At 63.3% G+C, this 23,869-nt stretch carries 26 protein-coding genes; 12 read left to right on the top strand and 14 right to left on the bottom strand.

The window, feature by feature from the left end:
* From ACOJSJ_RS18105 to ACOJSJ_RS18090, 4 genes are all read left to right on the top strand, one after another.
* Positions 1-224 (top strand): ribbon-helix-helix domain-containing protein (locus ACOJSJ_RS18105; protein ID WP_420146350.1); only part of this gene is annotated, 224 nt, incomplete at its 5' end.
* 78 nt (positions 225-302) lie between these two features.
* Entirely contained in the window at positions 303-2,702 is a 2,400-nt protein-coding gene (locus ACOJSJ_RS18100) for a TonB-dependent receptor (RefSeq protein ID WP_420146349.1), read from the top strand.
* A 256-nt stretch (positions 2,703-2,958) separates the two neighbouring features.
* Positions 2,959-3,723, top strand: coding sequence for an energy transducer TonB (locus ACOJSJ_RS18095; RefSeq protein ID WP_420146348.1), 765 nt, complete (start codon positions 2,959-2,961; stop codon positions 3,721-3,723).
* A 16-nt stretch (positions 3,724-3,739) separates the two neighbouring features.
* On the top strand, positions 3,740-4,423 hold the full coding sequence (locus ACOJSJ_RS18090; RefSeq protein WP_420146347.1) for a Fe2+-dependent dioxygenase: 684 nt from the start codon (positions 3,740-3,742) through the stop codon (positions 4,421-4,423).
* An 85-nt stretch (positions 4,424-4,508) separates the two neighbouring features.
* Here the strand turns inward: ACOJSJ_RS18090 and proP are convergent, their stop codons facing one another.
* From proP to flgB, 14 genes are all read right to left on the bottom strand, one after another.
* Positions 4,509-6,035 (bottom strand): glycine betaine/L-proline transporter ProP, encoded by a 1,527-nt coding sequence (gene proP, locus ACOJSJ_RS18085; RefSeq protein WP_420146351.1) that lies wholly within the window; start codon positions 6,033-6,035, stop codon positions 4,509-4,511.
* Between the two features lie 418 nt (positions 6,036-6,453).
* Entirely contained in the window at positions 6,454-7,503 is a 1,050-nt protein-coding gene (locus ACOJSJ_RS18080) for a flagellar motor protein MotB (protein WP_420146346.1), read from the bottom strand.
* A 3-nt stretch (positions 7,504-7,506) separates the two neighbouring features.
* A complete protein-coding gene (gene motA / locus ACOJSJ_RS18075) occupies positions 7,507-8,370 on the bottom strand; it encodes a flagellar motor stator protein MotA (RefSeq protein WP_420146345.1) in 864 nt (287 codons plus the stop codon).
* Between the two features lie 146 nt (positions 8,371-8,516).
* Positions 8,517-9,362, bottom strand: a complete 846-nt coding sequence (locus tag ACOJSJ_RS18070; protein WP_420146344.1) for a flagellin — start codon at positions 9,360-9,362, stop codon at positions 8,517-8,519.
* Between the two features lie 16 nt (positions 9,363-9,378).
* Complete coding sequence (gene flgK / locus ACOJSJ_RS18065) at positions 9,379-10,716, bottom strand: flagellar hook-associated protein FlgK (protein WP_420146343.1); 1,338 nt, start codon at positions 10,714-10,716, stop codon at positions 9,379-9,381.
* Positions 10,713-11,063 carry a rod-binding protein gene (locus tag ACOJSJ_RS18060; RefSeq protein ID WP_420146342.1) on the bottom strand — a complete coding sequence of 117 codons (351 nt, stop codon included), beginning with the start codon at positions 11,061-11,063 and terminating at the stop codon, positions 10,713-10,715. Before ACOJSJ_RS18060 ends, flgK begins: the two co-directional genes overlap by 4 nt.
* Positions 11,063-12,202 carry a flagellar basal body P-ring protein FlgI gene (locus ACOJSJ_RS18055; RefSeq protein WP_420146341.1) on the bottom strand — a complete coding sequence of 380 codons (1,140 nt, stop codon included), beginning with the start codon at positions 12,200-12,202 and terminating at the stop codon, positions 11,063-11,065. Before ACOJSJ_RS18055 ends, ACOJSJ_RS18060 begins: the two co-directional genes overlap by 1 nt.
* A complete protein-coding gene (locus tag ACOJSJ_RS18050) occupies positions 12,202-12,882 on the bottom strand; it encodes a flagellar basal body L-ring protein FlgH (RefSeq protein ID WP_420146340.1) in 681 nt (226 codons plus the stop codon). The genes ACOJSJ_RS18055 and ACOJSJ_RS18050 overlap by 1 nt, the downstream gene beginning before the upstream one ends.
* A 9-nt stretch (positions 12,883-12,891) precedes the next feature.
* A complete protein-coding gene (gene flgG, locus ACOJSJ_RS18045; protein ID WP_420146339.1) occupies positions 12,892-13,680 on the bottom strand; it encodes a flagellar basal-body rod protein FlgG in 789 nt (262 codons plus the stop codon).
* A 141-nt stretch (positions 13,681-13,821) separates the two neighbouring features.
* A complete protein-coding gene (locus ACOJSJ_RS18040; RefSeq protein WP_420146338.1) occupies positions 13,822-14,565 on the bottom strand; it encodes a flagellar basal body rod protein FlgF in 744 nt (247 codons plus the stop codon).
* 35 nt (positions 14,566-14,600) lie between these two features.
* Positions 14,601-15,443 (bottom strand): flagellar hook-basal body complex protein, encoded by an 843-nt coding sequence (locus ACOJSJ_RS18035; RefSeq protein WP_420146337.1) that lies wholly within the window; start codon positions 15,441-15,443, stop codon positions 14,601-14,603.
* 52 nt (positions 15,444-15,495) lie between these two features.
* On the bottom strand, positions 15,496-16,155 hold the full coding sequence (locus ACOJSJ_RS18030; protein WP_420146336.1) for a flagellar hook assembly protein FlgD: 660 nt from the start codon (positions 16,153-16,155) through the stop codon (positions 15,496-15,498).
* Entirely contained in the window at positions 16,152-16,562 is a 411-nt protein-coding gene (gene flgC / locus ACOJSJ_RS18025; protein WP_420146335.1) for a flagellar basal body rod protein FlgC, read from the bottom strand. Before flgC ends, ACOJSJ_RS18030 begins: the two co-directional genes overlap by 4 nt.
* A 2-nt stretch (positions 16,563-16,564) precedes the next feature.
* Positions 16,565-16,933 carry a flagellar basal body rod protein FlgB gene (gene flgB / locus ACOJSJ_RS18020; RefSeq protein ID WP_420146334.1) on the bottom strand — a complete coding sequence of 123 codons (369 nt, stop codon included), beginning with the start codon at positions 16,931-16,933 and terminating at the stop codon, positions 16,565-16,567.
* A 254-nt stretch (positions 16,934-17,187) separates the two neighbouring features.
* Between flgB and ACOJSJ_RS18015 the strand changes: the two genes are divergently transcribed.
* The 8 genes from ACOJSJ_RS18015 to ACOJSJ_RS17980 all read left to right on the top strand — a co-directional run bounded on the left by ACOJSJ_RS18015 (position 17,188) and on the right by ACOJSJ_RS17980 (position 23,505).
* The gene (locus tag ACOJSJ_RS18015; RefSeq protein WP_420146333.1) at positions 17,188-17,856 is read left to right on the top strand and encodes a MotA/TolQ/ExbB proton channel family protein; all 669 of its coding nucleotides are present in this window, start codon (positions 17,188-17,190) and stop codon (positions 17,854-17,856) included.
* On the top strand, positions 17,853-18,362 hold the full coding sequence (locus tag ACOJSJ_RS18010) for a flagellar motor protein MotB (RefSeq protein WP_420146332.1): 510 nt from the start codon (positions 17,853-17,855) through the stop codon (positions 18,360-18,362). The genes ACOJSJ_RS18015 and ACOJSJ_RS18010 overlap by 4 nt, the downstream gene beginning before the upstream one ends.
* A 62-nt stretch (positions 18,363-18,424) precedes the next feature.
* Positions 18,425-19,000 (top strand): flagella basal body P-ring formation protein FlgA, encoded by a 576-nt coding sequence (locus ACOJSJ_RS18005; RefSeq protein ID WP_420146331.1) that lies wholly within the window; start codon positions 18,425-18,427, stop codon positions 18,998-19,000.
* A 43-nt stretch (positions 19,001-19,043) separates the two neighbouring features.
* On the top strand, positions 19,044-19,319 hold the full coding sequence (flgM, locus tag ACOJSJ_RS18000; protein ID WP_420146330.1) for a flagellar biosynthesis anti-sigma factor FlgM: 276 nt from the start codon (positions 19,044-19,046) through the stop codon (positions 19,317-19,319).
* Positions 19,320-19,334: 15 nt separating this feature from the next.
* Positions 19,335-19,643, top strand: a complete 309-nt coding sequence (locus ACOJSJ_RS17995) for a hypothetical protein (protein WP_420146329.1) — start codon at positions 19,335-19,337, stop codon at positions 19,641-19,643.
* 157 nt (positions 19,644-19,800) lie between these two features.
* On the top strand, positions 19,801-20,616 hold the full coding sequence (locus ACOJSJ_RS17990; protein ID WP_420146328.1) for a lytic transglycosylase domain-containing protein: 816 nt from the start codon (positions 19,801-19,803) through the stop codon (positions 20,614-20,616).
* Between the two features lie 9 nt (positions 20,617-20,625).
* Entirely contained in the window at positions 20,626-22,758 is a 2,133-nt protein-coding gene (gene flhA, locus ACOJSJ_RS17985; RefSeq protein ID WP_420146327.1) for a flagellar biosynthesis protein FlhA, read from the top strand.
* Positions 22,759-22,773: 15 nt separating this feature from the next.
* Entirely contained in the window at positions 22,774-23,505 is a 732-nt protein-coding gene (locus ACOJSJ_RS17980) for a sigma-70 family RNA polymerase sigma factor (RefSeq protein ID WP_420146326.1), read from the top strand.
* Positions 23,506-23,869 lie beyond the last annotated feature (364 nt).

The raw sequence follows: 23,869 nt of genomic DNA, 5'->3' as shown, positions 1-23,869 counted from the left end.
CTCCTCCGGTCAAGCGGAGCGTCACCATCGCGGGGCATCAGACCGCGATCAGCCTTGAACCGATATTCTGGGATGCGCTGCGCCGGGCCGCGGCGCAGGACAATGTGCCGATCAATGCCCTGATCGCGCGCATCGATGTCGCGCGCCTGTCCGCCGACCCGATGCCCAACCTGACCAGCGCCGTCAGATGCTGGTTGTTCGAACGATATTCGGCAGCTGAATAAGAATTATTCGCATTAGCGTTGACAGTAAGAACGATTCGCAATAGCTGCGCTCCCCAGTCATGAAGGGGAAATCATCATATGTCCAAATCAGGCAGTATTCCGTCCTTTCTCGCCCTGGGATGTGTCGGTGCGATGGCGTTCGCGACCTCCGCAACAGCGCAGGATAACCGGCAGGGCACGCGCCTTGGCGGCATGACCGTGACCGACACGGCCATCGACGAATCGGAAGTGAAGGTGGAACGGGCGGAATCGCCGAAATATACCCGCCCGCTGCTTGATACCCCCCAGACCATCACCGTTATCGGTAAGGCAACGATCCAGCAGCAAAATCTGCTGACCCTGCGTGATGTCCTGTCGACGGTGCCCGGCATCACCTTCGGCGCTGGCGAAGGTGGCTTTGGCTATGGCGATCGCATCATCCTGCGCGGTCAGGATGCGAAGAACGACGTCACCATCGACGGCGTACGGTCCGGCGCGTTCCTGAACCGCAACGAAGTCTATAATATCGAACAGGTCGAAGTCAGCAATGGCGCCAATTCGGTCATGAACGGCGGCGGTTCGGTGGCTGGGACGATCAATCTGGTCACCAAGCGCCCGCTGGCCGACGATCAGACCGTGCTGAGCGCGGGCATCGGCACCGATAATTATTATCGTGCCACCGCCGACATCAACCAGCGCGTCAGCGACCTGATCGCCATCCGCCTGAACGCCGTCTATCATGAAAATGACGTGCCCGGCCGCGATGTGGAAGATTACAAGCGCTGGGGCTTTGCGCCCGCCGTCACGATCGGCATCGACAGCCCGACCAGCCTGACCATTCAGGGCGAATATCTGGATGACAAGGCGATGCCGCAATATGGCCTGCGCTATTACGCCAATAATGGCGGTTTCCTAAAGGATTTCGACCGTTCGGGCTATTATGGCTTCGCCAATCTGGACCAGCAGAACAGCAAGACCAAGTCGCTTCAGGCGATTTTCAGCCATGCGTTCAGCGATGCGGTCAAGATCCGCAACCTGACCCGTTACGAACGGATCGAACAGAATACGGTGACCAGCCAGCCCAACGGCACCTTCTGCCTGGCGTCGACCGGTCTTCAGCCGATGGACATCAACGGCGTATCGGCGGCTTGCCCGGCGACCGTCCCGGCCGGTTTCTACCTGCCCACCGGCGGCCGCGGCGTGCAGCGGTTCATCAACAACGACACCGCCTATAACCAGATCGACCTGTCCGCCGATTTTTCGACCGGCGGCATCCAACACACGCTGGTTCTGGGCGCGTCGGCGATGTGGGAAAAATATCAGCAGACGCAGGGCAACCTGCCGCGCAACCCCGATGGCACCACCCCGGCCTTCCCGCTGGTGTCGATTTCCAATCCGGGTGAAATCGTGCAGGGACCGGCGGGTGCCGGGTTTGTCTATGGCAGCAATGTCTACACCGGTCCGGTCAATTTCATTCTGGGCAGCCGCAACCTTGGCGAGCGTGAAACCTATGCCGCCTATCTGTTCGACACGCTGAAATTTTCCGACTTCTTCGAAATCAACGGCGGCCTGCGCTACGAAAAGTCGAAGGGTTTCAACCGCACGATCAGCTATTCGACCAGCGGTGCGACCATCGGCCAGCCCACCACCACGACCGGCCCGTTCCGCAACGACGACAACCTCTTCTCCTATCGCGTCGGCGCCGTGTTCAAGCCGACCGCCAACACCAGCCTCTATGTGGCCTACGGCAATTCGAAACTGCCTTCGCAGACGTCCGTCGATGGCAGCTGCGCTGCGGCCAATTGCAACGTAAAGCCGGAAACGACGAAGAATTACGAAATCGGCGCCAAGGCGGATCTGTTCGATGCCAGGTTGCTGCTGACTCTGGCGGCGTTCCGCAACGACCGCGACAGCATCCGCGTCAATTCCAACGATCCGACGCTGCCGGATCAGCGTCTTGACGGTTTCCAGCGGGTGGAAGGCATTTCCTTCGGCGCGTCGGGTAACATCACGAGCAACTGGACCGTGTCCGCCAACTATATGTACCTTAAGAGCGACATCAAACAGGGCGTGTCCGACTTCTGCTTCGACAATCCGGGCGCGGTCAATTGCGGCAACAGCCCGGCCTTCCCGGACCCGACCCGTGGCTATGCGCTCACCAACACGCCGAAACATTCGGGCAGCCTGTTCACGACCTATCGCTTCAACTTCGGTCTGGAGCTGGGCTATGGCATTACCTATCAGGGTCGCTTCCTGCTGAACCAGCCCACGCTGGCCCAGCTGACGGCGGGCAATTATGTCGCCTATCATGTGCCCAGCTACACCATTCACCGCTTCATGGCCTCCTATCCAATTACGGAAAATCTGAAGGCGCAGGTGAATGTGCAGAACTTCACGAACGAGAAATATGTGACCACGGTACGCAACAACGTCAACGGCAGCTGGGCGCAGCCCGCACCGACCCGTTCGGCAGTGTTCAGCCTGAACTACGCCTTCTGATGCTTCATGGTCGGGGCGCCTGAATAGAGGTCGTCCCGACCATCCTTATCGATAACCCCGGCATGTCATAATCGTGGCGGGCTAATTGAAGCCGGCCGGGCGGGCGGCGATCACGCCTGATTTGCGGATCAGACTCCCCGCATCCTCGTCTGTCCGCATCATTGCTGCATGTTGCTCCGTAAACATCGCAATTGATTCGCATTAGGCTTCGCGCTATCGGCGAATCGTACCGGATCATGGAAAGGGAGGCACTGTCATGCTGCAAGCGGCCAGCCGCCAGCCGACGGAAGACTATGACTTCACGCCTGACCGGGAAACATCGGCCGTTGCATGGCCGGGTCCGGTTCACGCCGCACCGCCCGCCGCCAGCCGCTATGGCGCGCGTTCCCGCCCCAACCTGCCTGCGATCATCGGTATCGTGATGGTTCATGCGCTGCTGATCGGCGCGCTCATCCAGGTGCGCCATCATGTGAAAAAGGCGGAAGTCGCCAAGCTGACCGTGGTCAACCTGTCGCCCCCAACGCCGCCGCCTGCCGCCGAAGCGCCGCCACCCCCGCCGACCAGACCCGAAATCGTGGCCCCGCCGCCGATCGTGCAGACACCGGTGCCGCCCGTCCAGACGGTTCAGACCACGCCCGATCCCGCCCCCGTGCCGACCCCCATGCCGGTCGCCGTCGCGGTGCCCGGTCCCCCGGCGCCGCCAGCCCCACCCGCGCCGCCCAGCATCGTGCAGGCGGGCGACCTTGGCACCCAGATGGTTTCGGGCAAACCGCCGCGCTACCCCATCGAAAGCCGCCGCAAGCATGAACAGGGCACGGTGGTTCTGACCATCACGCTGGGCACCGATGGCGGCGTCGAAAATATCGTCGTCAGCCAGAGCAGCGGTTCATCGCGGCTCGACAATGCGGCGCGCGATGCCGTGAAGGGCTGGCGCTGGAAACCGACCATCCGTGGCGGACAGCCGGTGCGGGTCACGGGCGTCGTCGAAATTCCTTTCATATTGCGGACGCAAGCCGCCTGACGGACAGCCTTCTTCCATGTTGATTGCCATACCCGACCTGATCGAAGCCGATGGTCTCGCCGCGATCCGTGCCATCATCGATCCCGCCGACTGGGTGGACGGCAATGTAACGTCCGGTCATCAGTCCGCGCTGGCAAAGCGCAACCTGCAACTGCCGGAAGATAGCGACGCGGCGAAGCGGGCAGGGCAGATGGTGCTCGATGCGCTGGGCCGATCGCCCCTGTTCATCGCGGCGGCGTTGCCGCTCAAAATCTTTCCGCCACTTTTCAACAGCTATGCGGGCGGGCAGAATTTCGGCGTGCATGTCGACAATGCCGTGCGCATTCAGGCCGGAACCGGTTTCCGCGTGCGGTCGGACCTGTCCATCACCGTGTTTCTGGAAGAACCGGACGCCTATGATGGCGGGGAACTGACCATCGAAACCAATTTCGGCGTGCAGCAGGTAAAACTGCCTGCGGGCCATGCGGTGCTCTATCCCTCTTCCTCGCTCCACCGGGTGGAGCCGGTGACGCGTGGACGGCGGGTGGCCAGCTTCTTCTGGCTCCAGTCGATGATCCGCGACGATGGCGCGCGACAGATGCTGTTCGATCTCGACCGTAGCGTTCAGGGCGTGGCCGCAGCCATGGGGGCGAGCCATGATGAGGTGATCCGCCTGACCGGCGTCTATCACAACCTGCTGCGCCGCTGGGCCGACGCCTGATTGCAGGGGCGCCCGCCATCATCATGGCGGGCCGGGATGAAAAGCCGTCAGGCCCATCATCCCGGTCCGCGTCCGCAAAACCCGGTCAGGCCGTCAGCGCCCGCTCCGATGCCGTCGGGATCGGCACGTCGGGCAGCGCCTTGTCCACCGTTACCGGATCATCGCCCTTCATCAGGGCGATCGCCTCCGCCCGCGTTTCCACCGCAGGGGGCGATCCGCGCAGCGGCATGCCCGCCGTTTCGCGTACCGTCAGCATGGTGACGATGCCGATCAGCCCGGCACCCATCAGATAATAGGCCGGGACCAGCGGATCGCCGGTCTTCTGCACCAGCCATGCGGTGATCAGCGGCGTCGTGCCCCCGAACAGCGACACCGACAGGTTGAACGCGATCGACAGGCCGCTGTACCGCACCGGGGTATAGAATAAGGCGGGCAGGGTGGACGGCATGGAACTGGTGAAGCACACCAGCACGATCCCCAGCACCATCAGCCCCAGAAAGATCAGCGCGTCGTTCCCCGTGCCGATCATCAGCATGCAGGGCACGGACAACAGCACCAGCGCCACGCAGGCCCCGATGATCATCGGTCGCCGCCCCAGCCGGTCGCTGAACAGCCCGCCCGCGATATTGAGCGGCATCATCACCAGCATGACGATGATGATCAGCAACAGCCCCTTGGTTTCGGCATAACCCATGGTCACGCTCAGATAATTGGGCATGTAGGTCAGCAGCATATAGTCGGTGACGTTGAACACCAACACCAGCCCGACGCATTTGAGCAACTGGCGCCAGTGCATGCTGAATAACGTGCCAAGGCTGGGCCGTTCGCTTTCGCGCGCATCGACCTGTTCGCTATAGGCCTGAAAGGCAGGCGTTTCTTCCAGCTTCAACCGCATATAGAGGCCGAGCAGGCCCAGCGGCCCGGCCACCAGAAACGGAATGCGCCATCCCCATTCGATCATCTGCGCATCGGTCAGGCTCATCTGCAACGCCGTCACCGTGCCCGCGCCCGCAATATATCCGCCCAGCGTGCCGAATTCCAGCCAGCTGCCCATCAGGCCGCGTTTGCGATCGGTCGAATATTCCGCGATGAAGGTCGCCGCCCCGCCATATTCGCCGCCGGTGGAAAATCCCTGCACCAGTCGCGCCAGCAGCAACAGCAGCGGCGCCCACAGGCCGATCTTCGCATAGGATGGGATCAGGCCGATGGCGAATGTGCCCGCGGCCATCAGGATCATCGTCATCGCCAATATCTTGTGCCGGCCATAACGGTCGCCCAGCGGCCCGAAGACAAGGCCGCCCAGCGGACGCACCAGAAAGGCGACGGTGAATGTGGCAAAGGTCGCGATCAGCTGGACCGCCGGGTCGCTGGACGGGAAAAAGACATGGCCCAGCGTCACGGCGATATAGCCATAGACCCCGAAATCGAACCATTCCATGGCGTTGCCCAGCGCGGCGGCGCCGACGGCCCGGTTCAGCAGCGACCGGTCGACCAGCGTGACGTCGTCGACCCGCATGTCACGACGGCGTTTGAACCAGCCGAAATGGGCATGGCGCGCGGACTGCGCGTGCAATGATGACATATTATTCTCCCGGCCCGTCCCAGCGGGCACGAAAGGCGCGCCATCATGCATCGGAAAGGCGATTTTGGGCGCAAAGCGGCCCTGAAAATGGTGCGACGCCGCAATGGCATCCAGCGAGGAGCGCTGCACATAGGGATATTATCCATGAAAAGGTGCAACAAAGGGACGGGCCGTGGCCTCATAGGGGCAGGCTGCGCCGCCCTGTCCTACCGCAATGCGATGCGATAGGCTCCGGCATACCCGTGGCACTTTGACGGAAGCGGGGATCGCGGCGGGGGATGCAGGACATGAAATGTCCCGCCACGGTAACGATATGTCCAATCAAGCGGGAAATGTGCGAAGTTAAGGCCATCGTCAGGCCGTCCTGGAACCGCCATCGCCATCGCAACAGGCGGACGATAAAAGCGGAAGGGGCGGCGATGCCCCGCACCGCCGCCCGTTCATCGGGTCAATGTTTGCCCGGCTTGCTCGATGTGCCCGGCGCGGCCGGGTTGATCAGCGTCGCGCCGTTGGGAAGGCCCGTGCCGCCCATGTCGAGCTTGCGCGCCTGCGCCTTCGCGACATTTTGCGGGTCGTCCCGTTCCTTGATCGCGGCCTGCGTTTCGGGGTCCAGATCCTCGTCATCGACCTTGTTGCCGCCGCGGGTCCAGGCCAGGACGATCGACATGCGCCGGTTGCGCGGGTCATAGGCGTCGTCCTTGACGAAGGGTTCGCGGTCGGCGACGCCTTCGATCCGGGCAAAGCGATCGTTGCCGATGCCGCTGTCCGCCAATGCCTTGCGCGTGGCTTCGGCCCGACCCGACGACAGCATCCAGTTGTTCATGTTCCGACCCGATGCATAGGGCAGGCCATCGGTATGGCCGCGCACGATCAGCGGGTTGGGCATGGTCTGCAACACGCTCGACACTTCGCCGATCAGCGCACGGGCCTGTGGCAGCAGGCGTTCTGTGCCCATGGCGAACATCGCGAAATCGGCTTCGTCGATCAGGTCGATGCGCAACCCTTCGCGGGTTTCGGTGAAGCGCACATTCTTGCGCAGCTTGCCCAGCCCCTTACGCATCATGCGTTCTTCCAGCGATTTCTTGATCGCCTCGAACTTCTGCCGGTCCTGCGCGCGGGTGGCCTTGCCGCCCTGATCCTTGGTGCCGCTGGCGTCGCGCGGGATGGTGATGGCCAGATTGCCCTGACCGCCGGTGGTCGGGTAATTTTCCTTCGCCATCAGGCTGTCGCCGCCGAACATGCCGTTCGACCCGGCCGAATTTTCCTTTGTCTGGACCAGCGTCGGCGTGAAATAGTCGGCCAGCCCCTTGCGCTGCTTTTCCGTGGTCGCGCCCAGCAGCCACATCAGCAGGAAGAACGCCATCATCGCCGTCACGAAGTCGGCATAGGCCACTTTCCACGCACCGCCATGATGGCCGCCATGGCCATCGACGATGATCTTCTTGACGATGATCGGACGGGGTTCCGGCTCGTTCGCGCCGCGCTTCTTTTCCGCCATGGCTTATTTGCCCCGCATGCCGTCGAACACCTCGGCAAAGCCGGGCTGGTTGGCATGGGTCAGGCCCGAACGGGCCGCTTCGATGACCAGCGGCTGCGGATGGCCGTGCAGCGACGCGATGATGATCTGCTTGACCACCTGATAGATGGCGCCGTCCGCCTCGATCACCGACCGGCAACGATTGGCGAAGGGGTTGACCATGCCATAGGCGAGCAGAATGCCAAGGAAGGTGCCGACCAGCGCCGAACCGATCATCGCGCCCAATATCGCGGGCGGCTGGTCGATCGATCCCATGGTCTTCACCACGCCCAGAACCGCCGCGACGATGCCCAGCGCGGGCAGCGCGTCGGCCAGCCCCTGCAGGTTGTCGGCGGGCTTGATCGCTTCGTGATGATGGGTCTTGAGTGCATTGTCCATGACATCCTCGACCGCATGAGGGTCAAGCGTGCCGGACGAAATGACGACCAGGCGCAGCGTGTCGCTGATCAGGTGAACCAGTGCCTTGTCCTTCATCAGCTTGGGATATTCCGTGAAGATGGTGGAACTGGCGGGATCTTCGATATGCGGTTCCAGCGCGACCGGCCCTTCGACGCGCAGCGTCTTCATCAGCTTGCTGACGAGGAAGATGCAGTCGAGAAAATCCTGCTTCTTGTAGGTCGCGCCCTTGAACACCTTGCCCAGGCCGCCGCCCAGCGCCTTCAGGTCCGCGCCGCTATTGCCGATGACGAGAGCGCCGACGGCCGCGCCGCCGATGATCAGCATTTCGTGGGGCAATGCGTGCAGCACCGGACCAAGGTCGCCCCCGGTGAAGGCGAAACCGCCGAACACCATGACGAGCAAAATGACAAGGCCGATGGCTGCGAACATGATTATCCCCGATTGAAACGCCCCGTAGGCGGTAACCCGACGGCATCCTTCGCGATGCCGGTCTTTAAGGTTAATACGGACTGGTTAGCGTCCGGTTTAGGACGGCGGATTTTTTTACCCCGCCGTCCGCGCCTGTTTTCAACCGATTATTTGATAAGGTCGAACAGGGTCTGCTGATTGATCCGGGCAAAGGTCGTCTGTGCCGCTTCCAGTTGCAGCAGTTGCGCCTTCACGGTGACGATCACTTCCTGAAGATCGGCGGATTCCAGGTCGGCGCGGCGATCGGACAGGTCCAGGCCAATGTCGGTCAGCCGGTCGCCGATGACTTCCAGCCGGTCGCTGCGCACGCCCTGTCGCGCCTGTTCGACGGTGATGTGGGTCTGGGCCGCCTTCACCCCGTCCAGCGACGCGGCGATGGCGGTGTCGTCGCCACTCTGGATGGCGGCGATGCTCTGGTTCATGATCTGGTCGATGGTCATGGCCGTGCCGTTGACCATGATGCCGCCCGACACATCCTGTTTCGTGCCCACGACGTCCAGATTGAGGCCGCGGCTGACCGGCACCAGCACGCTCTGTCCGTCGTCGAACACGGAAACGCCCTGATAATCCTTCTGGTCCAGCAGTTCGCCGATCGTTTTCTGGATGGTGTTCATTTCCTCCAGAATGGCGGCACGGTTGGCGTCGCTCATCGATCCGTTGCGGGCCGACGTCACCAGTTCCTGCGTGCGGGTCAGCAGATTGTCGATTTCTTTCAGATTGGCTTCGGCATTGCCCGAACGGGTCGTACCATAGCTGATATTGGCCTGCCACGCGGCCTGCTGCGACTGGGCGCGGCCGATTTCGGACACCTGCACCCATGCCAGCGAATCGTCGGACGGCTTGGTCAGGGTGATGCCGGTCGAAATGGCGGTCGTGCCCTTGACCAGTTCCTGCGACAATGCCTGCTGCCGGCGCATTTCGGCGAGCATGATCTTGTTGGTGATGCCTACCATGTCCCGTCCTAGCCCGTCAGATGATGTTCATGATCGAATCGATCGTTTCCTTGGCGACCTGAATGATTTTGGCGGACGCCGAATAGGCCTGCTGGATACGCAGCAGGTCGGCGGCTTCCATGTCCAGATCGACGCCGCTCACCGCTTCGCGCGCGGCGACAGACTGGTCGTTGCGGCTATAGGCGGTTTCATATTCCGCCTTGGTCGACGACAACAGATTGGCCTGGCTGGCGATCAGCGTGGTCCAGCTCTGTTCGACGCTGCCGGTGCCGCGCAACATGGTGGTGACGTTCAGCAGATTGCCGTTCAGCTTGCCGTCCTGCGACTGCGTGGCCAGATCTTCCGGCTTGGTGATCAACGCGGTCACGGTCGCCGCACTGCCGCCATAGGATAGCAGCGGCGCGCCGGGATCGCCCGCGTCGGTCCGGCCTTCATTATGCCATTCGTTCATCTTGGTGACGAACTGTTCGGCCAGCGTGTCCAGGCTTTCGCGCCGTTCGGCCACCGTCCCGGCCGCCGAAAACAGCCCGCCCAGCTTGCCGCTGGCAGGCGCGCTCAGCGCCGTGCCGTCCGCCATGGAAAGCGCCAGCGTGCCGTCGGCATTGGCGGTCATCGCCAGACTGGCGGCGCTGTCGCCGCTGACCAGCGTCTGGCCGCCGAAGCTGACCTGCGCGCTGTCATGCGCGCCGAAGCTGATCGACACGTTCATATTTTCGGACAGGGTCTGCAATGCCGCGTCCCGGCTGTCGAGCAGCTGGGCATAAGCCGACGTACCCGGCTGGGCGCGCAGCAGGCTGTTGTTGATTTCGGCCAGCGATTTCAGCGACTGGTTGATCGTGGTGACGGACGCCTGACCCTCGGTCGCGATACCGGCGGACACATTTTTCAGGTCCGCATCGGTCTGCGCGAAGGATTCGGCGACCCGCTTGATGCTGTCCAGCGTCGTGACGCGCAGCGACGTGTCGGTTGGGCTGGCGGCCAGCTTTTCCATATTCTGGAACATGCCGGTCATCAACTGGCCGACGCCGGTGCCGGTGTCGTTCATCGCGGTTTCCGCATCCTGCAACCAGCGCAGCCGCGCGGTCGCGCTGCCCAGCGCCATGCTGCTGTTGCGGACTGCCGCGTCCAGATAGGGGTCGGCCGCGCGGTTGACGCCCGCGACCTGCGTACCGCCAAAATTCGCGCGGTCGAGATAGACCGCCATGGTCGCGGTCGACGATCCGGCTTCCATCGTGCGCACCGACCGGCGCGAATAGCCGTCGGTCCCGGCGTTGGCGATATTTTCGGCGATGGCCGCCATGGCGGTGCGATACGCCTTGGTGCCCGATGCGCCGATGATGAACAGATCGCTCATGCGCCGGTCCCCTTGTCCATCGTGGCTTCAGTGCCCGTGCCCGTGCCAGTCGTGCCGGTGGCAGGCGTATCGCCGATCCGGTCGCCAAATTGTTTCAGCAGCAGTTCGGCGATGCCCATCGCGCCCTTGCTGGCCATCGCGTCGGCGGTGCGCGCGTCGGCCATGTCGCGAAACTGCTCGGTCGCGCTCGAATCGCCGATGCCTTCCGCCAGGCTGGCCGATCGCATGGCGCCGATCATCTGACGCATGAACACCGCTTCGAACTGCTGCGCAACCTTCGTCAGCGCAGCTTTCTGCGAAGCGGCGGCGCCCGTTGCGGCGGGGGAGGTCGACGTCGTAATCTTCATCACAGCACCACCAGTTCGGCTTTCATCGCGCCCGCCTGTTTCAGGGCTTCCAAAATCGCGACCATATCCGCCGGGGATGCCCCGATCGCATTGACCGCCTTGACTATATCGGCCAGCGACGCCCCACCTTTAAAATTAACCATAGGTTTTTTCTGTTCGTCGATGCTGATGTTGCTCGACTGCTCCAGCGCGGTCTGGCCCTGACTGAAGGGGGCGGGCTGTACGATGCGGGGCGATTCATTGACGCTGACGGTCAATTTGCCATGCGCGACGGCGGCCGGATGGATCTTGACCGCGCCGTTGATGACGACGGTGCCGGTGCGGGCGTTGACGATCACCTTTGCCGGGGCATCGGCGGGCGAAACCTCGATATTTTCGATCATGCCCATCATCATCATGCGCTGTTCGGCGCCCGGTGCGGCGTCGATGGCGATCGACACGGCGTCGGTGGCGCGGGCACGGCTGTCGCCAAAGGCGCGGTTGATGCCGTCGGCGACACGCAGCGCGGTCGTCAGATCCGCTTCGGCAAGGTTGAAGGTCAGCGTGGGCGCGGTATCGAAACCGGTCGCGACCGCACGTTCCACCGTCGCGCCGCCCGGAATGCGTCCGGCCGACGGCACGTTGACCGACACCTGGCTGCCGTCCGCGCCGGACACGCCGAGGCCGCCGACGGCCAGATTGCCCTGCGACATGGCATAGATTTCATTGTCGGCACCGCGCAGCGGCGTCATGATCAGCGTGCCGCCGCGCAGCGACTTCGCCTTGCCGAGGGCGGACACGGTGACGTCCAGCCGCTGGCCGGGCTTGGCAAAGGCGGGCAGATCGGCCGTCACCAGCACGGCGGCGGCGTTCTTCAGCGCGGGATTGATGTTCGACGGCAGCGTCAGGCCAAACCGCGACACCACGCCCTTCATGCCTTCGGTCGCATATTGGATGCTGTCGTCGCCGGTCCCGGCCAGACCCACGACGATGCCGTAACCGGTCAGCTGGTTGGGGCGCACGCCCTGAAACGTGCCCAGATCCTTGACCCGTTCGGCATGGGCCGGAACGGCGGCAAGGCCCGACATCAGGGCAAGGACCGGTGCCAACAGGCGGAACAGGCGGGTGAGGGAAGGGCGCATGGCGGTCACGGTTTCCATCAGAAGGGGCTGATCGCGGAGAAGAAGCGCTGCAACCAGCCCTGACGGCTGGCATTTGCGATTTCGCCCTTGCCCTTGTAGATAATCTTGGCGTCGGCGACGCGGGTCGATGCGATGCGGTTGTCGGGCGCGATGTCGGCCTGACGCACCAGACCGCTGATCTGGATGAATTCGTCGCCGCGATTGAGCGTCAGCGCCTTTTCGCCCTTCACCAGCATCGTGCCGTTGGGATAGACGGCCGCGATCGTCACGGTGATTTCACCCGACAGCGCGTTGGACTGGCTGGCGGCGCCCTTGCCGGTGAAGGTGTTCTGGCCGCCCGAAGCGATATCGCTGGGCGAAATCAGTTTCGACAATATGCCCGACGTCGGCGGGGTCAGCCCGATCGATCCGTTGCGGGCGGTGTCGGCGCTGGTGCTCTTGCTCGCCTGCGTCCGTTCGACCAGCACGATGGTGATGATGTCGCCCACGGTGGTGGCGCGCGCGCCGCTGGTCAGCGGGGTATAGCCCACCGACGACTGGAATATCGATCCGTTCGCGCTCGGCGCAGCGGGCTGCGCGATCGTCGGGGTATAATATTCGCGTTCGATGTCGCGCTTCTTCTGCTTGGCGGCGTCGGCGGGGGAAACCGCGACGGCCAGCGTCGACAGAGCAGCGAGCGTGGCGAGGGTGAAACGCATCGTCCAGCCTTAGATATTCTGGTTGATATACTGGAGCATTTCGTCGGTCGCCTTGATCATCTTGGAATTGACCTCGTAACCACGCTGGGTTTCGATCATGTCGACCAGTTCTTCGACGATGTTGACGTTGGACGTTTCCAGAAAGCCCGACCGCATGAGGCCACGGCCTTCCAGCCCGGCGACGCCGACCTGCGGCACGCCGCTGGCGGCGCTTTCGGTCAGCAGGTTGCCGCCCACGGACGTCAGGCCCGCCGGGTTCATGAAGGTGGCGATTTCGATCTGGCCAAGGTTGCTCGGTTCGCTTTCGCCCTGCAGCGTCGCGGTGACCGTGCCGTCATTGCCGATGGAAACGGCGGTCGCGCCCTGCGGCACGGTGATCTGTGGGATCAGCGGCATGCCGTCGCTGGTGACGACGGTGCCTTCGGCGGTGACGGTGAAATTGCCCGCGCGGGTATAGGCGATGGACCCGTCGGGCTGCTGGACCTGAAAATAGCCAGCGCCCTCGATCGCGATGTCCAGCACGTTGCCGGTCTGGTTCAGCGTACCCTGCGTGTTGATCTTGCTGGTGCCCTGCAACGCGACGCCCGAACCCAGATTGAGGCCGTTGGCGAATTTATTCTCGCTGTCCGAATTGGCGCCTGCCTGAATGATCTGCTGATAGGCCAGCGTCTCGAAATCGGCGCGGTCCTTCTTGAAGCCGGTCGTGTTGACGTTCGCCAGGTTGTTGGCGATCACGCGCATCTTCGTGTTCTGCGCGTCGAGGCCGGTGCGGGCGACATGAAGGGCGGCGTTGCTCATCGTACAATCTCCGTGCGGTTCCCCAGGGGGATGCTCATGCGCTCATCACAGCAAGATGCGTGCCAGAATTAAGCATTTTCAAGTTGACCTTTTACGGTCGACGGCTCGGAAAATGCGGCATCAAAGACCAACCCATTTGCCTCAGCTGTCGAGGCGCATCAGCGAAGCGCCGCCATCGTCCAGCTGTTTGGCGGTATCGATCATCTTGACCTGCGTTTCCCAGGCGCGGCTGGCTTCGATCATCTGGATCAGCGCCTGCGTCGCGTTGACGTTGGACCCTTCCAGCGATCCGGCGGTCACGCTGCCCAGCGGGTCGGCGGGCAATGTGCCGCCATTGACTTCGCGGAACAGGCCGTCCGTACCCTTGGCGATGCTCGATCCGGCGGCATTGACCAGTTTCAGCCTGTCGACCTGCGCGGGATTGGCGGGGTCGCCGCCCTGCGGCACGCCCCAGATGCTGCCATCCTTGGCGATGGACACGCTGTCCATCTGCGGCAGGATGATCGGGCCGCCTTCGCCCATGACGGCCATGCCGTCGCCGGTCGTCAGCAGGCCGCTGTCGGTGATGCGCAGGTCACCGCGGCGCGTATAGGCTTCCTCGCCATCCGCGCCCTGAACGGCGAGCAGAGCATCGCCATTCAGGGCCACGTCCAGCGGATTGCCGGTTTCGGTCATCGCGCCTTGCGCCATGTCGGCGGCAATGACCTGTTCCGATGCCTGGGCACGGGTGTCGAAGGTATCGCCCTTGATCCAGCGCGTTTCGGCATTGGCGATTTCGGCGCGAAAGCCGACAGTGTTGACGTTCGCGAGGTTGTTCGCGACCGCCGCCTGCCGCGCCATGGCGCCGCGCATTGCCGTAAGTGCCGTGTTGACGAGCCGATCCATGGGCCGAACCTTCTATAACGTGCCGGATGAAATGATCAGGTGCGCATGTTGACGACGGTGGTCGTCAGCGTGTTCGCGGCCTCGATCGCCTTGCTGTTCGCCTGGAAATTGCGCTGCGCCGCGATCAGCGCGACCAGTTCGTCGGTGATGTCGACGTTCGACCGTTCCAGCATGCCCGAATTGACCGACCCGAACAGGCCCGCATTGGCGGTGCCCAGCGTCGGCGCACCGCTGGCGACAGTGGCGGTCCAGTGCGCATCGCCTTCCTGACGCAGGCCTTCCTGGCTGTTGAACGATGCCATGGCGACCTGACCCAGGCGCACGGTGCTGCCATCGGCATAGACCGCCGAAACCAGACCTTCCTTCGACACGCCCACGCTGGTCAGCTGCGCACCGGCGGGGTCGTTGTTCAGCGTGGTCGGGATTTGCAGGTCGATCAGATTGGCGGTCGTGGCGCCGTTGACCGGGGTCGTGGGCACGCCGGTGTTGGGATCGACCGCGAACACCTGAATGCGCGAACCGGTGGTGTCCACGGCGAAACGGTCTTCATCGACCGAAAAGGCGCCGTTGCGGGTATAGCTGATGGTGCCGTCTTCGCCCTTCACGGTGAAATAGCCTTCACCCGCGATGGCCAGGTCCAGCGTCTTGGCGGTGCCTTCCAGCGTGCCCTGCGTGAACTGCTGCGACACGCCCTGCACGCGTACGCCTTGCCCTGCGACCTGATTGGTGGTCTGCATCGGCGCGGCGGCGAAGATGTCGCCAAATTCGGTCCGGCTCTTCTTGAAACCGGTGCTGCTGACGTTGGCGACGTTGTTCGAAATGGTCGACAGGTCGGTCTGGGCGGCCTTCAGGCCGGACAGCGAGATGTAGAAGGACATGGCGTTGCTCCTTGGGTGAAAATGGGATGGGGGGAGTGGGTGGGGGGTGAAATTACATCAGGCTGATCGCGTCGGACGGGCTGTAGCTGCCCAGCGCGGTGATCAGTTTGGACGACGAACCGTCAGCGGGTGACTGAACGGCGGCGATGGTGGCCCATGTCGCGACGCGGCTGGGCGTCACATTCCTGACCTTTACCTGCAGGGCGTCGGTGGTGACGGTCTTGCCGTCCGCATCCTTGCCATCCCAGTAAAAGGTCATGTCGCCCGCGGGCTGAGAACCCATATCGATGGATTTCACGACATTGCCTGCCGCGTCGACCAGTTCGACAATGCCGCCTTCGCTGGCGGCGGGCATGGTGATCTGACCGGCGTAGGTGCCGGCGGCATCGGGCACCGCGATGTTGCTCTGGACCAGCATCGATTTGCCGATCCAGCTGGCGGCGTCGCCCAACCGGGTGCCGGTCAGCTCGCTTGCCAGATTCTTCAGCGACTGGTTCATTTCGGCGATGCCGGTGGACTGGGTGATCGTCGCCATCTGCGCGACCATCTGTGCGTTATCGACCGGTTCGAACGGGTCCTGATACTGCATCTGCGCGGTCAGCAGCGTTAGAAAGCTCGACTGGTCCAGAGTGCCGCTGCCCGTGCCGATATTGGCATGGGGATTATAGACCGGCAGGCCCGCGCTGTCGGTGACGGTGGAGGTCGTCGTCATTTCCCGATCCTTATGGTTTCCATCATCAGGGACTTGGCGGTGTTCAAGACCTGGACGTTATTCTGGTACATGCGTGCCGTTTCGATCATGTCGATCAGTTCGGCATTGCCGTCGACGGCGGCTTCCCACACATCGCCATTGGCATCGGCCAGCGGGTGGTTGGGGTCGTGCCGCTTGGTCGGTTCGGCATTGGTGGTCACGACATTCTTGACCTTCACGGTCGATACGCCGGGCGTTTCGGTCACGCTTTCGAACACCGGCTTGATCGCGCGATAGGCTTCCGCGGCGCTACCGGTGACGTTCCCGGCGTTCGCCATGTTGGATGCGGTGGCATTCAGGCGCACCAGCTGCGCGCTCATGGCGCGGCCGGCGATGTCGAACACATTCATGGGCGGATTATTGCTCATGCTCATTCACCCTTCAGCGCGCGGTTGATGGTGTTGATGCGCCCTTCCAGAAAGGACAGGGTCGTGCGGTATTTGACCGCATTTTCGGCGAACAGCGTCTGTTCGGTGCTTAGTTCGACGGTGTTGCCATCCAGGCTGGGCTGCAACGGGGTGCGATACCCCATGCTGTCGTCCACGGCCTGCGACACGTCGGTGGCGCTGCTGCCCGACCGCGCCGTGGCTTCCTTCAGCGCGGCTTCGAAATCGATGTCGCGCGCCTTGTAGCCCGGCGTGGAGGCATTGGCGATGTTGGACGCGAGCAGGGACAGGCGCTGCGAACGAAGCGCCAGCGCCTTTCCATGTATCCCGAACAGATTGTCTTCCACCGTCATGGCAAAATTCGCTCTAAAAGTTTTCCTCCACCCGTCGTTCTGACACCTGATGGCGTCTCCTTCGGGTGATCCAGCCGGAAGATCAGCAAGAGCCGTGCCAATTTGCGTGGGTGACGCAGGGCAGGGACGCAAATCTTCGGGAAACGGGCCGCTTCAGGGGTGGGGCGGCAAGGGCGGCAAATTTTTGCCGGTTGGCGGCAGGGCGTTGCCGCGCCGGGATGAAATGCCGATGAAGTGACGGGGACTGGACGGTCATGATCGCGATTATCAGCCATTTGTTCGATCCACTGACGCTGGCGGCCATGCTGGCGGGCATCGCGGTTGTGGCGCTGTTCCAGAACGGCGTCGGGGCGATGGGGCGCGCCATGGCGGCGCTGCGTCCGCTGTTCACCGCCGATCCGGCACGAGACCGCGATGCCGCCCGCGCGGCGATGCTGAAAATCGATCAGGTGGCGCAATTGCGCGGCCTGTCCTGCACCGATCGGGTGAAGACCGCCGATCCGTTCCTGACCGATGCCGCGCGCAAGCTCGCCAACAGCGACCGGGCCGACGGTTTCGAACTATGGGCCGCGCAGTCGATCGCCGACCGCGCCCAGCGCCATGGCGCCGTGCACCGCGCATGGCTGTCCATCGCCGACGCCGCACCGGCGCTTGGCATGGCGGGTACGATCATCGGCCTTGTCGGCATGTTCGCGGCGATGGATGATCCTGCAAAGCTGGGTCCGTCGATGGCGCTGGCCCTGCTCACCACCTTTTACGGCGTCGTGATCGCCAATATCGTCGCCGCGCCCGTCGCCGCGCGCCTTACCGACCTGTCCGAACGCGAACTGGCCTGGCAACGCGAAGCCGCCGACCGGATGCTGGCCATCGCGCGGCGCGAAAATGCGCCGCTGCGCCGCGCCGCGATCCGCGAGGTCGCATGACCGGCACATCGCCTCCTGCTTCTGCCGCTGCCGCCCGGCGCAATCGCTGGGCGGTCAGCTTTGCTGATCTCCTCCTGCTGTTGCTTGCCTTCTTCGTGCTGTTGCAGGCCAGCGGCACGCGCCGCGACACGATGCTGTCGCAGGTCAGCCAGCAATTTGGCGGTCGCGCGATGCAGCGGGGCGTGGAACTGCGTGCGGCGGACCTGTTCCAGCCGGGCGAGGCGCTGATGACGCCGGCGGGACGCATGCGCCTGTCCGCCGTGGCGAAACGCTTCACCGGGGCCGGCGCCGCGTCCGTCGGGCGTCTGGAAATCCGCAGCGAAGGATCGGACCGGGGACGCCAGCGTTTCGACGACTGGGATCTCGCCGCCGCCCGTCTGGGCGCCGTTGCGCGCGCGCTGCGCATGGACGGAATCGCGCAGGATCGCCTGCTGATCCGCGGTCTCGATCAGAGGGACGGCCGGGTCGGACAGGGGCAGGTCATCACCATCGCGCCGGGGCGTTAACGATAATTGGCACGAAAATTGCTGAAATCCTGACGAATGTTCTTCCGTCAGGAGACTATGCCGTGTTCCGATTTTCGCCCCTCCTTGTCGCCGCTGTCGCCGTGATCGGTGCGCAGCCCGCGCAGGCCCAGCAGAAATTCGAGAATCTCGACCGCATCGATTCGCTGGTGGCGATGACCGTGGGCGCCAATCTGGGCGAGCCGGGCGGTCCCGCCGCACCGGTCGACCGGCGCCTGCGTCTGGCGGCCTGCCCGACCACGCCCAGCGTCGAAGGGCCGATTTTCGGCGCGGCCATGGTGAAATGCGAATCGCTTGGCTGGCGCATCCGCGTGCCGCTGGTCGCGGGCGGCGCTGCCGCCGCATCCGGCCCGGTGCCGCGCAACGCGTCGGCCTATGGCGCGAACCGTTTCAGCCGCCCTGCGCCCGCCGTCGCCAAAGAAGCCGTCGTGCGCAAGGGCGATCCCGTTCAGCTGATGGCCGGAAACGCGGTTTTCAGCGTGTCTCGCATGATGGTGGCCGACGAAGACGGTGCCATGGGCGAAACCATCCGCGTCCGCGAAGACAAGCGCAGCGCCCCTATTTTTGCGCAGGTTGTGGAAATGGGGGTTGTGCGCGTTCCGGGATTTAATGATTTTTGAACTTGTCCGTTATAGTCAGTAGGGACGAGTGAAGGATTATCCAATGATCAAGTCAGTGGGCCAGAATATCAGCGCCGCCATCGAGGCTTCCCGCCTGCGGGAAGGGGGCAAGACGCGCGCGGCGGCCACCACCGGATCGACCATAACGTCGGCGTCCGCTGCGTCGAGCAGCCCGGCCGCGCGCATGGCCGCCGAAGGTGCGCCGATCGACATGGATCGTATCGCCGCCATCAAATCGGCCATCGCTTCGGGCAATTACCCGGTCAACCCATCCGCCATCGCCGAACGCATGATCGCGCTCGACCTGTCGGCGGCCTGATAGGACATACAGGACATGCCGCTCGGTCTCGCTGCACTGGATGAATTGTTCAATGCGTTCGAAGAACTGCGCGACGTTCTCGACGGCAATGACGCGGCCGCCATCGAAGCGGCCAGTCATCGTATCGCCATGGCCGCTGCGTCCGTCCGCGCAATCGGTGCCTGGCGATCCGACCCGGCGGTGAAGGACCGGCTGAAGGATGTGATGCCGCTGATCGACAGCGCGCGCATCCGGGTGAAGCTGCTCGCCGATCATGCGCAGCAGCGCCTCTCGATCCTGGCCGCGCACGGTGCGCAGGCCGCGCCGCTGACCTACGGCCGGTAAATCCGGCTTCCCCAAAAATATTTCGGTTTTCGACTAAAGCGGCGCCAATCGGCGCCGTTTTTGATTGTATGGCGTGAAATCCTTACCCCCGTTAACCAAATCTTGGCACAAACATTGCTCTAATGCCCTTGCTAGCTAGTGAGGGTTTCAAGAGTCGATGTCCGCTTTCGCAGACATATCAGCCACCGGAAGTTCGACCGGCAACCGCGTGACCAACGCGATTGCGATGGCGAGCCGCCGTACCGGCGTGGACTTTTCCTATCTGCTGGGTCAGGCGAAGATCGAATCCAGCCTGAACCCCACGGCCCGCGCGTCGACATCGTCCGCGACTGGCCTCTATCAGTTCATCGACCAGAGCTGGCTCGCCGTCATCGACAAACATGGCAGCGAATATGGCCTTGGCTGGGCGTCCGACGCGATCCAGCAGAGTGGCGGCCGCTATTATGTCGCCGATCCGGACCTGCGTCAGCAGATACTCGACCTGCGCAAGCATCCCGAAACCGCGTCGGTCATGGCGGCGGAACATGCCGCCGACAACAAGGCCTATCTGGAATCGAAGCTGGGCCGCGAGGCCGAGCCGGTCGATCTCTACCTCGCCCATTTTCTGGGCGTGGGTGGCGCTGCGAAATTCCTGTCGGTTCATGATCGCGCGCCGGCCGCGGACGCCGCATCGCTGTTCCCGTCGGCCGCGCGCGCCAACCGCTCGATCTTCTACGACCGGTCCGGCAATGCGCGCAGCTTCGCCGAAATCCGCGATCGCTTCGCATCCAAGCTGCAAAAGGGCGCCGACAGCCTTGGCGGCGACATCCAATATGCCTCCGCTTCGCTGCCGCAAGGCGCAAAGACGGTGCAGCCCGCCGATTATGTGCGGATCGAAACCCAGCGCCTCGCCGAGCAGCCTGACATCATGGTCAAGCCGCAACCGCAGACGGCGCGTCTCGCCTATCTCATGCTTGCCACCCTCGGAAGGTAACCGGCCGCAATGTCCCCTGCCCAAGTCAAAGCGAAGATCTGGATGAGCGCTGCAAAGGGCGCCGTGCTGCCGTTCGCGACGCTGATGGTCGTGCTGTTCATGATGGTGCCGGTCCCGGCGGTGATGCTGGACATCGGTTTCATCACCAACATCATGATTTCGCTGGCCGTGCTGATGGTGGCGCTGAACGCTGCCAAGCCGCTCGATTTTTCCAGCTTTCCGACCGTGCTTCTGTTCGCCACGCTGCTGCGTCTTGCGCTCAACGTCGCGTCCACCCGCGTCGTGCTGGTGTCGGGGCATGAAGGATCGGACGCGGCGGGGCAGGTGATCGAGGCTTTCGGCCACTTCCTGATCGGCGGCGACTATGTCGTCGGCATCTTCGTCTTCGCCATTTTGATGATCATCAACCTGGTCGTCATCACCAAGGGCGCGGGCCGCGTGTCCGAAGTGTCGGCCCGCTTCACGCTGGACGCCCTGCCGGGCAAGCAGATGGCGATCGACGCCGACTTGAACGCCGGTCTGATGACGCCCGAAGAAGCCAAGCTGCGCCGCGCCGAAGTCGCGACGGAAGCCGACTTTTACGGTTCGATGGACGGTGCCAGCAAGTTCGTGAAGGGTGACGCTGTCGCGGGCATCCTCATTCTGGTCATCAACATCGTCGGCGGCATCATCCTGGGCGTGGTCAGCCACAAGCTGGCGATCGGCGAAGCCGCGCAGACCTATATCATCCTTGCCATCGGCGACGCGCTGGTGGCGCAGATTCCCGCGCTGCTCCTGTCGATCGCCGCCGCGTCCATCGTGACCCGCGTGAAAAGCGAGCAGGATCTGTCGGGGCAGGTCGCCAATCAGTTCGGTTCGGGCAAGGCATGGGTGCCGGTCGCCGCGATTCTGGGCTTCCTTGGCATTCTGCCGGGCATGCCGCACATCATCATCCTGACCGCGGCGGCCATCGCCGGTGGCATCGCATGGCAGTTGCGCAAGTCGGGACAGAAAAAAGCCGCCGAACCCGCGCCGGTCGAACCCGCGCCCAATCCCGCCATCATCGAATGGGATGATGTGTCGGACGGCGCGATCCTGGGCCTCGAAATCGGCTATGGCCTCATCTCTCTGGTGGACGAACGCAAGGGCGCGCCGCTCATGGCCCGCATTACCGGCATCCGTCGCCAGTTGTCGAAGGAACTGGGCTTCGTCGTGCCGATGGTTCGCGTGAAGGACAATCTGGCGCTGGAACCCAACCAGTATCGCATCACCATTGCCGGCGTCGTGGTCGGCGAAGATGAAATCTGGCCCGACGATCTGCTGGCGTTGGACAGCGGCGCGCTGGAAGGCACGGTGACGGGGCGCCCTGCGAAAGACCCGACCTTCGGCCTCGACGCCGTCTGGATCACGCAGGCGCGCCGCAGCGAAGCGGTGGTCGCGGGCTATACCGTGGTCGATCCGCCGACGGTCGTCGCCACCCACCTCAATCAGCTGATCGCCATGAACGCGTCGGAAATGTTCGGCCTCGACGAAGCGCGCAAGCTGCTCGACAATCTCAAGGATGCGGCGCCCCAGCTGGTCGATGGCCTGACGCCCGGCACGCTCAGCCTGACGCAGATCAGCGCGCTGTGCCGTGCGCTGCTGGCCGAAGGCATCGCGCTCAAGGATTTCCGTCGCATCTGCGAAGCGATGGTCGACGCCGCGCGCCCCGACATGAGCCACGAACAGCTGGTCGAAGCGGTGCGTCAGCGGATCGGCGCGCTCATCATTCAGGGGCTGGTCCCGGTCAAGATGCCGTTGCCGGTCATCACCCTCGACGGCGATCTGGAAGGATTGCTGGCGCAGGCGATGCGCGTCGCGGGCGATGCCAAGCATCCGATCGAACCCGCACTCGCCAACCGCATCGTCGAAGCGGTGGTCAACGCCGCCCGTCCGCTGATGGCGCAGGCGCGGCCCTTTGCCATCGTCACATCGCCGGTGGCGCGTCGCGCGCTGTCGCGTCTGTTCAAACCGCACATGCCCGAAACGCCGGTGCTGTCCTTCCTCGAAATCCCCGATGGCAAGGGCGTGGAAGTGGTCGCCGTCGTCGGCAACGAACCGCGTCCCACGCCCCGCCACGATCCGCTGCCGCGTCAGGACCAGATGCGCGAACGGGTCGCCTGAAAGGAGGGTTGAGCCATGTATATGAACAAGATTTCGGCTGGCGCCCATACCTATGCCAAGCCGGGCGAAAACAGCCCGGAACGGCTGGCGCGCCAATATATGCCGCTGGTGCGGAAAATCGCCTGGCATGTCCATGGCCGCGTATCGACCGCGATCGAGGTGGAGGATCTGCTTCAGATCGGCATGGTCGCGCTGGTGGAGGCCGCCAATAGTTTCGAGGATCGCGGCCTTGGCTTCGCATCCTATGCGCAGTTGCGCGTGCGCGGCGCGATGATCGACCATCTGCGGCGGCAGGCAACTTTGTGCCGGTCGGCAATGGCTAAGCGGAAAGAACTTGCCGGGGTGCGCAACCGCCTCGAACAGAAGCTGGGCCGCCTGCCGACCGAAGCGGAAATGTCCGCCGACATGGGGCTGGACCCGGCCGCCTATCGCGAAATCGCGGACGGCGTGGAAATGGTCCAACATACCAGCATGGATGAAGTCTATTCCGACCAGTCCATGTGGTTCGCCGATGTGGAGGACCGCGCCGACGACATTATGGAGAAGGAATCGCTGAAAAAGGCGCTGGCCGCCTGCATCAGCGAACTGCCCCAGCGTGAAGCGATGGTGCTGCAACTCTATTTCGTCGAGGAAATGAACCTGGAGGAAATCGGCCATACGCTGGACATCGGCGCCGCGCGCGTATGTCAGATCAAGAAGGCCGCGCTGGACAAGCTGCGCGAAAAGCTGCGCGACTGGGACGATTGAAGCATCGTGCGCAACCACGATGCGATGACAAACGACCAGAGCGCGGTCCTGCGTCAGATTGAATGCAGCTTGTTCCAAGTCATCCGGAACAGATGATGGTGCGCAGGATGCGGCGAGCGGAATCCATTTGGCGCATGATCCGATTGGAGGCCAATCGCATCATGGCCTCGCTCTCTGTCCTATAGCCATATGTTCATGCGATGATCGGCCCGCCCGGTCCCATCGCATCGTCCGGCCTGCCGATGGCGCTCGACATATAATGTCCGCCGCCTGACATATCATGTCCGAATAAGCGGGAAATGTGCGAAGTTAAGCGCAGGTCGATCCAACAGCGCACAGCCCGCACCGGCCCGCACCGCGTCCC

It is taken from the genome of Sphingobium sp. (assembly GCF_048594625.1).
Lineage (GTDB): Bacteria > Pseudomonadota > Alphaproteobacteria > Sphingomonadales > Sphingomonadaceae > Sphingobium.
The sequence above is the reverse complement of the archived record's forward strand: the minus strand, read 5'-3'. Positions and strand labels throughout refer to the sequence as shown.